Source organism: Blastococcus sp. SYSU DS0533, from assembly GCF_054050775.1.
On record NZ_JBJGZZ010000013.1, the window covers coordinates 85,074 to 99,535 of the forward strand.

General features: G+C 74.9%; 14 protein-coding genes. 4 read left to right on the plus strand and 10 right to left on the minus strand.

Translation table 11 applies throughout. From position 1 onward, the window contains the following. Positions 1–6: 6 nt before the first annotated feature. Together ACI79W_RS15470 and ACI79W_RS15475 are read right to left on the minus strand one after the other, a co-directional pair. Complete coding sequence (locus tag ACI79W_RS15470) at positions 7–837, minus strand: SDR family NAD(P)-dependent oxidoreductase (protein ID WP_456562977.1); 831 nt, start codon at positions 835–837, stop codon at positions 7–9. Beyond that, complete coding sequence (locus tag ACI79W_RS15475; RefSeq protein ID WP_456562978.1) at positions 837–2,315, minus strand: flavin-containing monooxygenase; 1,479 nt, start codon at positions 2,313–2,315, stop codon at positions 837–839. The genes ACI79W_RS15470 and ACI79W_RS15475 overlap by 1 nt, the downstream gene beginning before the upstream one ends. 120 nt (positions 2,316–2,435) lie before the next feature. Between ACI79W_RS15475 and ACI79W_RS15480 the strand changes: the two genes are divergently transcribed. Then, positions 2,436–3,089: a TetR/AcrR family transcriptional regulator gene (locus ACI79W_RS15480; RefSeq protein ID WP_456562979.1), complete on the plus strand. Its 654-nt coding sequence runs from the start codon at positions 2,436–2,438 to the stop codon at positions 3,087–3,089. Between the two features lie 15 nt (positions 3,090–3,104). On the opposite strand, the gene ACI79W_RS15485 is transcribed toward ACI79W_RS15480, so the two are convergent. From ACI79W_RS15485 to ACI79W_RS15495, 3 genes are all read right to left on the minus strand, one after another. Next, positions 3,105–3,719, minus strand: a complete 615-nt coding sequence (locus tag ACI79W_RS15485) for an SMP-30/gluconolactonase/LRE family protein (protein ID WP_456562980.1) — start codon at positions 3,717–3,719, stop codon at positions 3,105–3,107. Then, complete coding sequence (locus tag ACI79W_RS15490; protein WP_456562981.1) at positions 3,716–4,225, minus strand: universal stress protein; 510 nt, start codon at positions 4,223–4,225, stop codon at positions 3,716–3,718. Before ACI79W_RS15490 ends, ACI79W_RS15485 begins: the two co-directional genes overlap by 4 nt. Before the next feature lie 99 nt (positions 4,226–4,324). Next, positions 4,325–5,278, minus strand: a complete 954-nt coding sequence (locus ACI79W_RS15495; RefSeq protein WP_456562982.1) for a DivIVA domain-containing protein — start codon at positions 5,276–5,278, stop codon at positions 4,325–4,327. 218 nt (positions 5,279–5,496) lie between these two features. On the opposite strand from ACI79W_RS15495, the gene ACI79W_RS15500 reads away from it, so the two are divergent. Both ACI79W_RS15500 and ACI79W_RS15505 read left to right on the plus strand, forming a co-directional pair. Then, positions 5,497–6,678, plus strand: coding sequence for an LLM class flavin-dependent oxidoreductase (locus ACI79W_RS15500; protein ID WP_456562983.1), 1,182 nt, complete (start codon positions 5,497–5,499; stop codon positions 6,676–6,678). After that, entirely contained in the window at positions 6,675–7,295 is a 621-nt protein-coding gene (locus tag ACI79W_RS15505; RefSeq protein ID WP_456562984.1) for an FMN reductase, read from the plus strand. Before ACI79W_RS15500 ends, ACI79W_RS15505 begins: the two co-directional genes overlap by 4 nt. 9 nt (positions 7,296–7,304) lie before the next feature. On the opposite strand, the gene ACI79W_RS15510 is transcribed toward ACI79W_RS15505, so the two are convergent. The 5 genes from ACI79W_RS15510 to ACI79W_RS15530 form a co-directional block, all read right to left on the minus strand. Beyond that, a complete protein-coding gene (locus ACI79W_RS15510; protein WP_456562985.1) occupies positions 7,305–7,526 on the minus strand; it encodes a hypothetical protein in 222 nt (73 codons plus the stop codon). Positions 7,527–7,596: 70 nt separating this feature from the next. Further along, positions 7,597–9,171: an FMN-binding glutamate synthase family protein gene (locus tag ACI79W_RS15515; protein ID WP_456562986.1), complete on the minus strand. Its 1,575-nt coding sequence runs from the start codon at positions 9,169–9,171 to the stop codon at positions 7,597–7,599. Between the two features lie 73 nt (positions 9,172–9,244). After that, positions 9,245–10,702, minus strand: coding sequence for a GntP family permease (locus ACI79W_RS15520; protein WP_456562987.1), 1,458 nt, complete (start codon positions 10,700–10,702; stop codon positions 9,245–9,247). Positions 10,703–10,718: 16 nt separating this feature from the next. Continuing rightward, positions 10,719–12,272 (minus strand): gluconokinase, encoded by a 1,554-nt coding sequence (locus ACI79W_RS15525; protein ID WP_456562988.1) that lies wholly within the window; start codon positions 12,270–12,272, stop codon positions 10,719–10,721. A gap of 77 nt (positions 12,273–12,349) precedes the next feature. Beyond that, the gene (locus tag ACI79W_RS15530; protein WP_456562989.1) at positions 12,350–13,675 is read right to left on the minus strand and encodes an MFS transporter; all 1,326 of its coding nucleotides are present in this window, start codon (positions 13,673–13,675) and stop codon (positions 12,350–12,352) included. A 343-nt stretch (positions 13,676–14,018) separates the two neighbouring features. Between ACI79W_RS15530 and ACI79W_RS15535 the strand changes: the two genes are divergently transcribed. Continuing rightward, positions 14,019–14,420 carry a cupin domain-containing protein gene (locus ACI79W_RS15535; RefSeq protein WP_456562990.1) on the plus strand — a complete coding sequence of 134 codons (402 nt, stop codon included), beginning with the start codon at positions 14,019–14,021 and terminating at the stop codon, positions 14,418–14,420. The last annotated feature ends 42 nt before the right edge of the window (positions 14,421–14,462 follow it).

A 14,462-nucleotide genomic window follows, 5' to 3' on the forward strand; every position in this document is an offset into this window, starting at 1 on the left:
CCGACCTCAGCGCGCCGGCGCCGTGCGCCGGGCGATCAGCCGCCAGTAGGAGCCGGGGAGCACGCGGACGAGGACGTCGGGCACCTTGGCGGTCCAGCCGATCAGCAGCCGGGGACGGCGGCGCTCGATCGCCGCGACGATCTGCGCGGCGGCGACCTCCGGCGGGATGCGCAGCAGCTTGCTGAACTGCTCGCGCCCCTTCTGGTACTCCTCGACCGAGACGCCGGCGCCGGTGCGGGCGCTCTCGGCGATCCGGGTGCGGACCCCGCCGGGGTGGACCACGGTGACGCCGATCCCGTCGTCGGCCAGCTCGTGGCGGAGCGCCTCGCCGAACCCCCGGACGGCGAACTTGCTCGTCGCGTAGGCCACCTGTCCGGCGGGGGCGAAGATGCCGAAGACGCTGGACACGTTCACCACGTGCGCACCGGGGTGCGCCTTCAGCACCGGCAGCAGGGTGTGGGTGAGGCGGACGACGGCGTGCAGGTTGACCGCCAGCAGCCACTCGACGTCCTCGAGGCCGACCTGGTCGAAGCGCCCGCCCAGGGCCACGCCGGCGTTGTTGACCAGCAGCGTCGTCTCCGGGTGCTCGGCGACGAGCGTCGCGGCCACCCGGGCGGTCGCCTCGTCGTCGGCGAGGTCGACCACGTGGGTGGCGACGCGGAGGCCGGGGTGCCCGGCTCCGATCCCGTCGGCCACCGCCGCCAGCCGTTCGGCGTCCCGGTCGAGGAGCACCAGGTGGCTGCCCCGGTCGGCCAGCTGCGCGGCCAGTGCCTCCCCGATCCCGCTGGCCGCGCCGGTGACGACCGCCGTCCCCCCGGCGAACGCGTAGGGCCGCATCACGCCACGACCCGCTCTGCAGCCGGCACGCGCGGCTGGAAGGTCATGCCCTCGTCCTCCAGGGGCCCGCGGCGCATCATCGCGACGTCCCGCAGGTAGTTCTGGTGCAGCCGCCAGGGCGCGCGGCGCCCCTGCTGCGGCAGTCCGGCGAGGCCGCGCCGCACGTAGCCGGCGGCGAGGTCCAGGAACGGTGCGCCGCCGCCCTCGGGCGGCGCGACCGGCGTCGCCGAGGCGTAGCCGTGGGCGTCCAGGTGGTCCAGCAGGCGGCAGACGTAGCGGTTGACCAGATCGGCCTTCAGCGTCCACGAGGCGTTGGTGTAGCCGATCACCATCGCGAAGTTGGGCACGCCGGAGAGCATCATGCCCTTGTAGGAGACCCGCTCGGAGAGCTCCACCGGCTCCCCGTCGACCACGATCCGCATGCCCCCCACGGGCAGCAGGTTCAGCCCGGTGGCGGTCACGACGACGTCGGCGACGAGACGCTCCCCCGAGGCCAGCTCGATGCCGTCCTCGGTGAAGGTCGCGATCCGATCGGTGACGATCGACGCCGTGCCCCGGCGCAGGGCGCGGAACAGGTCGCCGTCGGGGACGAGGCACAGCCGCTGGTCCCAGGGGTCGTACGGCGGGTTGAAGTGCGTGTCGACGTCGATGCCCGGCAGCTGCTTCTGCGTCATGCGCCGCAGCAGCGAACGCACCAGCGCCGGGCGACGGCGGCTGAGCTGGTAGAGCGCGGTGCTGGTGAGCACGTTCTTCCAGCGCACCACCGAGTAGGCCGCCCGCTCCGGCAACCGGGCCCGGAGCTTCTCGGCCAGGGGGTCGTGGCCCGGCAGCGACATCACGTAGCTGGGCGTGCGCTGCAGCATGGTCACGTGCGCGGCCTGCTCGGCCAGGTTGGGCACCAGGGTGACCGCGGTGGCCCCGCTGCCGATGACGACGACCCGCTTGCCGGTCAGGTCGAGGTCCTCGGGCCAGTGCTGCGGGTGGACGAGCCGCCCACCGAAGCGCTCCTCCCCCGGGAACTCCGGCCGGAAGCCCTGGTCGTAGCAGTAGTAGCCGGAGCAGACCTGCAGCCAGGAGCAGGTGAGGGTCACCGTCGTGCCGGTGTCGGCGCGCTCCGCCGTGACCGTCCAGCGAGCGTCCGCGCTCGACCACTCCGCCCGGACGACGCGGTGGTGGTAGCGGATCCGCTCCGTGACGCCGTGCTCCCGGGCGGTCTCCTCGAGGTACCGGCGGATGGCGGGGCCGTCGGCGATCGACTCGGGTTCCCGCCACGGCCGGAAGGAGTAGCCGAGGGTGAACATGTCCGAGTCCGACCGGATGCCCGGGTAGCGGAAGAGGTCCCAGGTGCCGCCCAGCGCGGCCCGCGACTCCAGCAGGGCGTAGCTGGTGCCCGGCCGCTCGCGCTCCAGGTGGCAGGCGGCGCCGATGCCGGAGAGGCCGGCCCCGACGATCAGGACGTCCAGGTGCTCGGTGGTCACATCTCACTCCCCGGTCCGCTCCCGGCCGGGCGGCCGCGGGCTGGTCCGACGCTATCGACGCGGTGTCGAGGTCGTCAACACGGTGTCGAGGAAGGGCTCGCGGTGGCTATCCTCCGTCCCGTGCAGAGTGCCGAGAGCGAGCAGCCCGTCGCCGGTCGCGGCCGGCGGGCGCCCCGGCCCTCCGGCGACGACCGCGAGCTGGCCATCCTCGCCACCGCCGAGCGGCTGCTCGCCGAACGGCCGCTGACCGCCATCTCCGTGGACGACCTCGCGCGCGGCGCCGGCATCTCGCGGCCGACCTTCTACTTCTACTTCTCCTCCAAGGACGCCGTCCTGCTGGCCCTGCTCGACCGGGTGGTCGCCGAGGCGGACACGGCGATGCGCCAGGTGTTCGGCACCCCGGCGAGCAGCGCGCGGGACGGCTGGGCGCGGGCGATCGGCGCCTACTACGAGACCTTCCGCGCGCACCGGGCGCTCACGGTCGCCTGGGCGCAGGCCCGCTCCACCAACGACGAGGTGCGGGAGCTCTGGTCCGCGGTGGTCGAGCGCTGGGTGACGCGGTCGGCCGCGGCCATCGAGGCCGAGCGGTCCCGCGGCGCTGCCCCGGCCGGCTCCGCCGCCCGCGACCTCGCGGTCGCCCTCACGTCGATGAACGAGCGCGTGCTCTACGCGACCTTCAGCGGGGACGGGCCCGCCGTCGCCGAGCAGGACGTCGTCGAGGTCCTGCTCGGGATCTGGCTCGCCGCCGTCTACGGCACCCCCGCGCCGGGGTGAGCGGCCGGCGCCGCGTCACAGCCGGAGGGTCGCCACCGCGCTGCCGGTCAGGCTGCCGGACCACACGGTGCCGCCGGACTCGCGCACGCCGGTGAGCGTCTCGAAGCCGGGGATCTCACCGCTGAAGCGGTGCACCGTCGCCCCGCTCGCGTCGACGGCGAGCACACCCATCGTCCGGCCCGGGCTGGGCTGCAGGCGGGGCGGCAGCGTGCTGAGCGGCGCGGGCAGCCGGTGGATGGCGGCCAGCGCCGCGACCCGCGGGCTGGGCAGGGTGCTCCACACCAGCCCGTCCGAGCCGAGCGCGATGTCGTCGGGGTGGCCGGGGAGGTCGTCGACGAACACCTCGCTCGTGCCGGTGCGCGCACCGGTCAGCCAGACCCGGCGCAGCCGCGCCGCGCCGGTCTCCGCGACCGCCACCCACGACCCGTCGGCGGCCAGGGCGACGCCGTTGGCGAATTCGAGGCCGCCGAGCAGCTCGGTCACGGCACCGTCGGGCGCCCGGCGGAGCAGCCGACCGGCACCACCGTCGTCCCCGCGAGATCGCGCACCACGCCTCCCCGTTGCGCCCGCGGCCGCTGCGCGGGTCAGCGGGCAGTCTGCACGGCCGGGTGCGCGCCCCCGGGGGGTCACTCCCCGACGACGGCGCCGGCCCCCTCGGTGGTGAAGTCGCGGCCCTGGGCGCCGGTGCGCACCACGGTGACCGGGCAGGCGGCGTGGTGCACCAGCTGGTCGCTCACCGAGCCCAGCAGCAGACCGGCGAAGCCGCCCCGGCCGCGCGCGCCGACGACGAGCAGGCTCGCCCCCTCGGCCGCGGCCAGCAGGCCGGGCACCGGGGCACGGTGGACGACGTGGGTGGTGACCCGGCAGGCGGGGTCGAGGCCGGCCGCCTTCACGTGGGCGGCGAGCTCGTCGCGCACGGCCTGCTCCCAGTCGACCAGCGGCGGCACGTAGCCGGGCTCCCAGCTGGCGGGCTGCGGAGCGCTCGTCATCGACCAGGCGCGGACGACGTGCAGCTCCACGTCGGCGCGGCGGGCCAGCCGCCCGGCCCACTTGAGCGCCTCCTGCGCGCACTTGGAGCCGTCGTGCCCGACGACGACGCCGCCCTCGATCCGAACGACCTCACGGACCTCGTCCACCGCTGACCTCCTCGTTCCCGCATCCCGGCGCGATCACCGACGCGGCCAGCCTCTCATCACCCGCGCCCGGCCACGCCACCGGCGCCGCACGCCACGCCGTCAGCCGACGGGTTCCGGGCGGCTCCCCAGCAGGGCCAGCTCCTCGGCCGGCGGGACGCCGACGGCCTGCAGCGCCTCACCGATCCGGTCGGTCAGGCACCGCAGCGACTCCCGGGCCTGGTCCCGCTGCCGGCACAGGTCCTCGACCTCCGCGCGGACGGTGGCCAGGTGGGCGGCGGCGGCCTCGTCGGCGGCGGCTCGCTCGCCATGGGCCTGCTCCGCGGCGCGCTCCCGCTCCGCCGCGGCCTCCGCCGCCAGCCGGTCGCGCTCCGCGGCCGCCTCGGTCGCCAGCCGGTCGCGTTCCGCGGCCGCCTCGGCCGCCAGCCGGTCCCGTTCCGCCGCCGCCTCCGCCGCCAGCCGGTCCCGCTCGGCCCCCGCGGCGCGCAGCAGCTCCGCGGCCTCGGCCTGCGCCCGCTCCAGGGCAGCGGCACCCTCGGCGCGGTCCCGCTGCGCGTTCACGCGGAGCTGGTCGGCGACGTCGATCGCCAGCTCCTTGATCTCGTGCGCCTTGCGCAGCCGGGCGTCCGCCTCCAGGCGCGCGTCGGCGCGCAGCTGCGCGGCCTCGGCCTCGGCGGCGTCCAGCACCTGCGCGGCCTGGTCCTCGGCCAGGCGCAGCACCTCGCCCACGCGGGCGCTGACCGCCGGGCGCTCCCGGCCCACCGGCTGCTCGGCGAGGAGCCGGCGGGAGATCTCCAGCTCGGTCCCGCAGGCGACGACGCGGTCGAGCAGGTGCTCCCGCTCCCGCTGGGCGGCGGCGAGCTCGTTCTCGGCCCAGGCGACGTAGTTGTCGACCTGCACCCGGTCGTACCCGCGCACCGAGCCGCGGAAGGACGGCCCGTGGTCCAGCAGCACCTCCAGGCCGCCGGTCGGCCGCTGGACCGGGGGGACGGCCCCGTCCGGCGGCACCTCCTCGTCCTGGACACGGTTGGCGACGAATTCGACACGCCGGAGCATCCGGATGGCCCCCCTGGGAAGTAGGTGGGGCGAATCTCCCAGAGCGCTCCCGGGCGCGCGGCTCACCGTGACGGCTCCGTGACCCGTGTCGCGGCGGGCCCGGGGGTGCCACGGCGGGGCGTGCCGAGCCGGTCACCGTGTGCTGTCACCGGAGCCCCGCACCCCTCGTCGGGGCGAGCGGGCATACGACGAGGTGGCCGCGCGTTCACCGAGCAGCGATGATTGCACTCTCAACCAGTTTGGAGCTCGAGATGCAGTTCGGCGTCTTCACCGTCAGCGACATCACCACCGACCCCACGACCGGCCGCACGCCCACCGAGGCCGAGCGGCTGAAGGCGGTGCTGACCATCGCGCAGAAGGCCGAGGAGGTCGGGCTCGACGTCTTCGCGCTCGGCGAGCACCACAACCCGCCGTTCTTCTCCTCCTCCCCCACGACCACGCTGGCCTGGATCGCGGCCCGGACGCAGAAGCTCCAGCTGTCGACCTCGACCACGCTGATCACCACGAACGACCCGGTGAAGATCGCCGAGGACTACGCGATGCTGCAGCACCTGGCCGACGGCCGGGTCGACCTGATGATGGGCCGCGGCAACACCGGCCCCGTCTACCCGTGGTTCGGTCAGGACATCCGCAACGGCATCGAGCTGGCGGTGGAGAACTACGCGCTGCTGCGCCGGCTCTGGACCGAGGACGTCGTCGACTGGTCCGGCCGCTTCCGCACGCCCCTGCAGGGCTTCACCTCCACGCCGCGCCCGCTGGACGGCGTCCCACCGTTCGTGTGGCACGGCTCGATCCGCTCCCCGCAGATCGCCGAGCAGGCCGCCTACTACGGCGACGGCTTCTTCCACAACCACATCTTCTGGCCCAAGGAGCACACCCAGCGGATGGTGGAGTTCTACCGCCGCCGCTACGAGCACTACGGCCACGGCGCCGCCGACCAGGCGATCGTCGGGCTCGGCGGCCAGGTGTTCATGCGGAGGAACAGCCAGGACGCCGTGGCGGAGTTCCGGCCGTACTTCGACAACGCGCCGGTCTACGGTCACGGCCCCTCCCTGGAGGACTTCAGCCGGGAGACCCCGCTGACCGTCGGCTCCCCGCAGCAGGTCATCGAGCGGACCCTGGGCTTCCGCGACTACGTCGGGGACTACCAGCGGCAGCTCTTCCTGATCGACCACGCCGGGCTGCCGCTGAAGACCGTGCTCGAGCAGCTCGACATCCTCGGCGAGGAGGTCGTACCGGTGCTGCGCCGGGAGTTCGCCGCGCTCAAGCCCGCGCACGTCCCCGACGCGCCCACGCACGCCGCCCGGGTCGCCGCCGCCGGGGGCGCGACGGACCGGACCGTGCACGCACCGGCCGACGACGTGACCGGCCGGGTGCGCGACGAGGTGGAGGTCCGATGAGCACCCGCACCCTGGCGGTGGTCAGCGCCGGGTTGTCGACGCCGTCGTCGACCCGGCTGCTGGCCGACCGGCTCACCGCGGCGACGGTCGAGGCGCTGCGCGAGCGCGGCGTCACGGCCACCGTCGAGGTCGTCGAGCTGCGGCAGCACGCCCGCGACCTCGCCGACAACCTGACCACCGGATTCGCCAACCAGGCGTTGCGCGGCGCGGTGGACACCGTCGTCGGCGCCGACGGCCTGATCGCCGTCACGCCGATCTTCTCGGCGTCCTACAGCGGGCTGTTCAAGACCTTCGTCGACGTCCTGGAGAAGGACTCGCTGACCGGGAAGCCGGTGCTGCTGGGCGCCACCGCCGGGACCGCGCGGCACTCGCTGGCGCTGGAGCACGCCCTGCGGCCGCTCTTCGCCTACCTGCGCACGACGGTCGCCCCGACGGCCGTCTTCGCCGCTCCGGAGGACTGGGCCGGTGGCGAGACCGCGACCGCGGGGCTCACCAGCCGGGTGCACCGCGCGGCCGGCGAGCTCGCCGACCTGGTGGCCGGCCGGCCGCCCGCCGCTCCGGCCGACCCGTTCGCCGACCCCGCGACCTCCTTCGAGGACCTGCTCCGCGGGAGCTGAGGCGCCGGATCAGTCGTCCTCCTCCTCGCCGCCTTCGTCCTCGCCGCCTTCGTCCTCGCCGCCTTCGTCCTCGCCGCCTTCGTCGTCGCCGCCGTCCTCCTGCTCGACGACGCCGCCCTCGTCGAGCGACCCCCCGCCCCCGCAGGCGGTGAGGGTGAACGAGGCGGCCGCGATGGCGGCCCCGGCCACGGCGGTGCGCCAGCGGTGGGTGGGAAGGGTCGAGCGGGTCACAGGTCCTCCTCCGGGACGGCCGACGGTCCCCGGCTGCTTGTCCCCGCGGGGCTGCCCCGAAACGGCCGGCTCAGCCGGTGGCGTCCGGCGACGGCGGCGCGCTGCCGCCCTCCTGCGCCTCGCCGAGCATCAGCGCGGTGATCGTGGCCCGGTCCGCGGGTGAGGGCAGCCCCCACCCCGGCTCGTAGCCGTAGACCTCCCGCAGCGGGGCGGAGGTGGTGCGCCCGGTCAGCACCTCCACCGACGTGGTGTCGATGAGCCCGGGGTGCGCGACGCCGCACGCCTCGGCCACCTTCAGCAGGTCGCGGCGCAGCGTGCTGATGTAGTTGGCCGCGCGCACCGACTTCAGCTCCGGGTCCAGGCCGCGGGTGAGCCAGGCGTTCTGGGTGGCCACCCCGGTCGGGCAGGTGTCCGTGTGGCACTTCTGCGCCTGGATGCAGCCGATGGCGAGCATCGCCTCCCGGCCCACGTTGACCATGTCGCAGCCCAGCGCGAAGGCGACGACCGCGTTGTCCGGGAGCCCGAGCTTCCCCGCGCCGACGAACGCGACGTCGTCGGCCAGCCCGGCCCGTGCGAACAGCGCGTGCACGCGGGCGAAGCCCAGCTGGAAGGGCAGGGACACCGAGTCGGTGAAGATCAGCGGTGCGGCCCCGGTGCCGCCCTCGCCGCCGTCGATCGTCACGAAGTCGACGCCGCGGCCAGTGCCGGCCATGAGCCCGGTGAGCTCCTCCCAGAACGCCATGTCGCCGACGGCGGACTTGATGCCCACGGGCAGGCCGGTCTCGGCGGCCAGCAGCTCCACCCAGTCCAGCAAGCTGTCGGCGTCGGAGAACTCCGCGTGCCGCGAGGGGCTGATGCAGTCCACACCCTCGGGCACCCCGCGCGCCGCGGCGATCTCCGCCGACACCTTGGCCGCGGGGAGGACGCCGCCGAGCCCCGGCTTGGCACCCTGGCTGAGCTTGATCTCGATCGCCCGCACCGGCGCCCCGGCGACGAGGTCCTTCAGCCGGGCGAGGTCGAAGCGGCCGTGCTCGTCCCGGCAGCCGAAGTAGGCGGTGCCGATCTGGAACACCAGGTCGCCGCCGTGGCGGTGGTGGCGGGAGATGCCCCCCTCCCCCGTGTTGTGCAGGCAGCCGGCCAGCGCGGCCCCCCGGTTGAGCGCCTCCACCGCCTGCGCCGACAGCGAGCCGAAGCTCATCGCGCTGATGTTGACCACCGACGGCGGCCGGAAGGCGGCGGCCCGCCCGCGGGCCGCCCCGAGCACCTTGGCGCAGGGCAGGTCGACGTCCTGCCCCGCGTGCACGTCGGTCGCCGGCACCGCCGGCCCGAAGGTGCGGTGGTTGATGACCGGGTAGCCCGCGGTGAACTCCAGGTCGTTGTCGGTGCCGAAGGCGAAGTAGTTGTTCTCCCGCTTGCTGGAGGCGTAGACCCAGCGCCGCTGGTCGCGGGTGAAGGGTCGCTCCTCGTTGTTCCCGGCGACCAGGTACTGGCGCAGCTCGGGCCCGATCGACTCCAGCAGGTAGCGGGCATGCCCCACCAGCGGGTAGTTGCGCAGCAGCGTGTGCTCCCGCTGCAGTAGGTCACGGACGGCGACGGCGGCGAGCGCACCGAGGCCGGCGGCCGCGGCACGGGGAAGGCTCGGCATGCCCCACTATGGCGCGCCCGGACGCGCCGCGCAGTCGCTGCGGCCGGGCGTCCGGGGCCGTCCTCGCCGGCCGTCAGAGGAAGAGGCTGAGGACCAGGGCGAGGACGAAGCCGATGGTGCCCAGCAGCGTCTCCATCACCGTCCAGGTCTTCAGCGTCGTCTTCTCGTCCATCTGGAAGAAGCGGCTCACCAACCAGAAGCCGGAGTCGTTGACGTGCGAGAGCACGGTGGCCCCGCCGGCGATGGCGATGACGATGAGCGCCAGGTCGACCGAGCTGAGCCCCTCGCTGGCCGCGACGACGGGTGCGATCAACCCCGCGGCGGTGGTCAGCGCGACGGTGGCCGAGCCCTGCGCCACCCGGATGAGGGCGGAGATGACGAAGGCCGCGACGATCACCGGCAGCCCGATGTCGCCCAGCACGTCGGCCAGCGCGGCGCCGATGCCGCTGGCCCGGAGCACGCCGCCGAACATGCCGCCGGCCCCGGTGATCAGGATGATCGCGCAGACCGGGCCCAGGGCGCTGTTGAGCACCGACTCGACCTCGGCGCCGCTGTCGCCGCGGCGGCGCCCGAGCACCCACATCGCCACGAGTACGGTGATCAGCAGCGCGATGGGCGTGGCCCCGATCAGCTGACCCCAGCGGACCAACGTGGATTCCTCGTCGACGACGCCCTCGGCGGCGAGGGTGCTCAGCCCGGTGTTCAGGAAGATCAGCACCATCGGGAGGAGCAGCAGCGAGACGACCGTGGCGAACCGCGGCGGCGCGGGCCGGGTCGCCGTCTCCGTGCCGGTGCGGCCCGATGCGATGCCCGGCGAGCTGCCCTCGACCGACGGGTCAGGGGCGTTGTCGGCGGCCTTCGCCTCGTCGGCCAGGATGTTCGGGACGGGCAGCTCGAACTTCCTGCCGGCCCAGAGCCCGAACAGGTAGCCGCCCACGAACCAGGTCGGGACGCCGATGAGCAGGCCGAAGACCAGCACCAGCCCGATGTCCGCCCCGATCAGCCCGGCCGCCGCGACCGGCCCCGGGTGCGGCGGCACGAACGCGTGCATGACCGCGAACGCGCCCGCCACCGGCAGCCCGTAGGTCAGCAGCGAGCCGCCCAGCCGGCGGGCCACCGTGAACACGATGGGCAGGAAGACGACGAGCCCGGCGTCGAAGAAGATGGGGAAGCCGAACAGCAGCGCGGCGATGCCCAGGGCCAGCGGTGCCCGCTGCTCGCCGAAGCGGTGGATCAGGCTGTCGGCGAGCACCTGCGCACCGCCGCTGTGCTCGAACAGCCGCCCCAGCATCGCCCCGATGCCCACCAGCAGCGCCACGCTGGCCAGGGTCGAGCCGAACCCCGTGGTCATGACCTCGACCACGTCCTCGAGCGGAACCCGCGTGGCGAGGGCCACCGCGAGGCTCACCAGGATCAGCGCGAGGAAGGCGTGCAGCTTCACCTTCATGATCAGGAAGAGCAGGACCGCGACCGCGGCGGCGGCGATCAGCAGCAGCGGTCCGGCACCCAGGGCCGGTTCGGCGTCGGGCATGGCTCCTCCAGAGGGGTCAGGTCGGTGCGGTCGAGGCGTCGTCCAGCGCATCGAGGGTGGTGAGGACGTCGACCAGGGCCGTGGTGGACCGGTCGACGAGGGGACGCAGCTGCCGGTAGACCGCGACCGCGTCCGGGTCGGGCAGCACCGGCTCGTGGACGTCGACCAGGGCGGTGGCGGCCGTGAGGTCGGGCAGGGCGCCGAGGGCGTGCCAGCCGAGCAGGCAGGCGCCCAGACCGGTGCCCTCCGGGGATTCGGCCACCCGCACCGGCAGGTCCAGGGCGGAGGCCAGCGTGCGGATCCAGAGCGGCGAGGCCACCGCGCCACCGGTGGCGCGGACCTCGCGCACCGGCACGTCCGTCGCGGCGAAGGCGTCGCGCACCAGCGCCAGCTGCTGGCAGACGCCCTCGACGGCAGCGCGCACCAGGTGGGGGCGGCGGTGCTCGCGGCGCAGCCCGAGGTAGGCACCGCGCATCCCCGAGCGCCACCACGGCGCCCGCTCCCCGAGCAGGTAGGGCAGGCACAGCAGCCCGGAGCTGCCGACCGGCACCGCCGAGGCCTCCTCCAGCAGCCGGGCGTCGAGGTCGTCGGCGGCCTCCCCCACCGGGCCGTCCGCCCCGTCGGGGCCTGCGGCGAGCGCCTGCGCGGCCCACCGCACCACCGACCCGCCGTTGTTGATGGCGCCGCCGACCACCCAGGCGTCGTCGGTGAGCGCGTAGCAGAAGAGCCGCCGCCCCGGGTCGACCGTCGGGCGGGGGACGACGACCCGCATCGCCCCGCTCGTGCCCAGCGAGACGGCGGCGACGTCCGAGCGCACGGCGCCGACGCCCAGGTTGGCCAGCACCCCGTCGGAGGCGCCGACCACCACGGGCAGGCCGGGCGGCAGGCCGGTCGCGGCGGCCACCTCCGGGCGCAGGCCGGGCAGCACCGCCGTCGTCGGCAGCACCTCGCCGAGCTGGCCGGGGCGCACGCCGGCGATTCCCATCGCCTCCTCGTCCCAGCGCCCGCCGTGGATGTCGTAGAGGCCGGTGGCCGACGCGCAGGACCGGTCCAGCACGTGCCGGCCGCCGCAGAGGGCGGCCAGCACCAGCTCCTTGACCCCGCCCCAGCGGGGCACGCCGGCCACCCGCGCGGCGTCCTCCGCCCGCTGCCACGAGAGCTTCACCAGCGGCGACATCGCGTGCACCGGGGTGCCGGTGCGGGCGTGCAGATCGGCGGCGCGACCGTCGGCCACCAGCGCCTGCGCCCACTGGGCGGCGCGGTCGTCGGCCCAGGTCACCACCGGGCCCAGCGGGCTGCCCTCGTCGTCCATGGGCACCAGGCCGTGCATCGCCGCGCTCAGCGCGACGGCGACGACGGCGTCCCCCCGGTCGCGGGCGAGCGCCCCGACCTCGCCCAGGGCCTCGACGGCGGCCGCGGCCAGCCGCCCGGCGTCGAGCTCGGCGCGGCCGGGAGCGGGCACGAGCAGCGGGTAGGCGACGCTCGCGACGTCGCGGACCCGGCCGTCGGTGCCCGCGGTGACCGCCTTCGTCGCCGTGGTGCCCGAGTCCAACCCGACCACGACGTCCACGGGCACCCCCCTGACCGGCTCGTCCGCTGGTCCGCATCGTTCCCGTGCGGGCGCGGGGCGGCAACAGGCCCACCCGGTCAGCCGGCCTCCGGACCCCCGCGCAGCCGCTGCCGGACGGCGACGTGCAAGGGCTGCAGCACCACGCCGTCGCGGGCGAGCCGGGCGCGGAGCTGCTTGCGGTGCCGCACCACCCCGGCCAGACCGATGGCCCAGAACAGGTACTGCACCGAGAACGCGGCCCGGAAGGCGTCCAGGTCGTAGGCGGTCGAGCTGCCCGGGGTGAGCAGGTCCAGCACCGCGCCGACCGCCAGGATGGTCAGCAGCGAGGCGACGAAGCCACCGACGTTGACCACGCCGCTGGCACTGCCGTGCCGCTCGACCGGGTTCTCGGTGCGGGCGTAGTCGAAGCCGATCATCGACCCGGGGCCGTTGGTGCCGAGGACGACGACCAGGAGCACGAGCAGCGGCAGCGGCGCACGGCCCGGCCACAGGAGCACGACGGTCCAGGCGGAGGCCGTCGCCGCGAGGATGCCGAAGACCAGGACCGAACGGCGCAGCGGCCACCGGGCGCACAGCCGGCCCAGCGCCGGGCCGACCCCCATGCCGACCAGCACCAGCAGCGTGAGCAGGGCGGCCGCGGTGCCCGGCGACAACCCTTGACCGACGACCAGGAAGGGGTAGCCCCACAGCAGCGCGAAGACCGTGCCCGAGAACTGGGTGACCAGGTGGGTGTAGAGCCCGATGCGGGTACCGGGCTCGGCCCAGGTGTCCGCGAGCCCCCGGCGCAGCTGCGCCAGGTCCGGCACGGCCGCGCGGGTGGCGCCCTCGGGTGCGTCCCGGAGCGCCAGGAGCACCAGCAGCGCGACGACCGCCCCGGTGGCCGCCGCCCCGAGGAAGGTCGCCGTCCAGGAGGTGGTGTGCAGCAGGGTGACCAGCGGGTAGGCGGCGACGATCGACCCGACCTGCCCGAGGATCCCGGTGAGCTGGGTGATCAGCGGTGCGGCCGAGCCGGGGAACCAGAAGGAGACGACGCGGAGCACGCTGATGAACGTCATCGCGTCGCCGGCGCCGACCAGCACGCGGGCGGTGACCGCGGTCGGCACGTCGCCGGCCAGCGACAGGACCAGCTGCCCGGCCGCCATGGTCACCGCGCCGGCGAGGATCATCCGGCGGGACCCGAAGCGGTCCAGCGCGACGCCGACCGGCACCTGGAGGCCGGCGTAGACGGCCAGCTGCAGCACGAGGAACAGCGACACCGCGGAGGCACCGGCCGAGAAGCGCTCCTGCGCCTCGACGGCGGCCACGCCGAGCGACGAGCGGTGGAAGACGGCGACCGCGTACGCCAGCAGGCCCACGGCCCACATCGCGTAGGCGCGGCCCGACGGACGCTCGGCGGAGGTCACCTGAGGAGGACACCACGACCCGGGCACGGTCTTCCCCCGGAGGGCCGTGACATGCCTCACCGGGCTCCGTCAGCCGGGCGTGTCACCCGGGCGTGGACCCCGGGCGTGGACCGCGGGCGTCGGCACGGAGCGCCTGCCGTCCGCGCGGGTGGAGCGTCACGCCCTCCGGGTGGCACCCGGAGGGGTGCCCCTGCGGACGCGGCTGCCGGGTCACCCGCCCCCGGCCGCACCGAGGAGTAGCCCCGCCCTTCCCCGGGCAGGAGCAGGCCGTGTCCGGTCCGGCCCGCCGCAGTGGCGGGCCGGGCCGCAGCCGTCCGTCCCCGAGACGAGAGGAGCGCCGTCCGTGGCGTCCGTCATCCACTACACGATCGCGACCGAGGCCGAGAAGAGCCCCGACTTCCGCCGGGTCCTCTGGACCGGGAAGAACACCCAGCTCGTCATCATGACCATCCCGCCGGGTGGGGAGATCGGCGAGGAGACCCACGAGGACATCGACCAGATCCTCACCTTCGTGAGCGGCATCGGGAAGGCCGTGATCTCGGGCAACGAGAAGAACGTCGCCCAGGGCGACCTCGTCGTCGTGCCCGCGGGCACGAAGCACAACTTCCTCAACACCGGCGAGAACCCGCTGGTCCTGTACACCGTCTACGGCCCGCCGGAGCACGCCGACGGCGCGGTGCACAAGACCAAGGAGGAGGCGGACGAGGCCGAGGAGTCGGGCCAGGACGAGCCGCCGGCCTCCTGACCGCGCACGACCTCCGGTCGTGGCCGGGCACCCGCGGGTGCC

Coding starts and splice junctions, on each gene's coding strand:
- ACI79W_RS15495 (WP_456562982.1), bottom strand. CDS start 5,278: ATGCTCCGGCGTGTCGAATTCGTCGCCAACCGTGTCCAGGACGAGGAG.
- ACI79W_RS15470 (WP_456562977.1), bottom strand. CDS start 837: ATGCGGCCCTACGCGTTCGCCGGGGGGACGGCGGTCGTCACCGGCGCG.
- ACI79W_RS15500 (WP_456562983.1), top strand. CDS start 5,497: ATGATTGCACTCTCAACCAGTTTGGAGCTCGAGATGCAGTTCGGCGTC.
- ACI79W_RS15505 (WP_456562984.1), top strand. CDS start 6,675: ATGAGCACCCGCACCCTGGCGGTGGTCAGCGCCGGGTTGTCGACGCCG.
- ACI79W_RS15520 (WP_456562987.1), bottom strand. CDS start 10,702: ATGCCCGACGCCGAACCGGCCCTGGGTGCCGGACCGCTGCTGCTGATC.
- ACI79W_RS15515 (WP_456562986.1), bottom strand. CDS start 9,171: ATGCCGAGCCTTCCCCGTGCCGCGGCCGCCGGCCTCGGTGCGCTCGCC.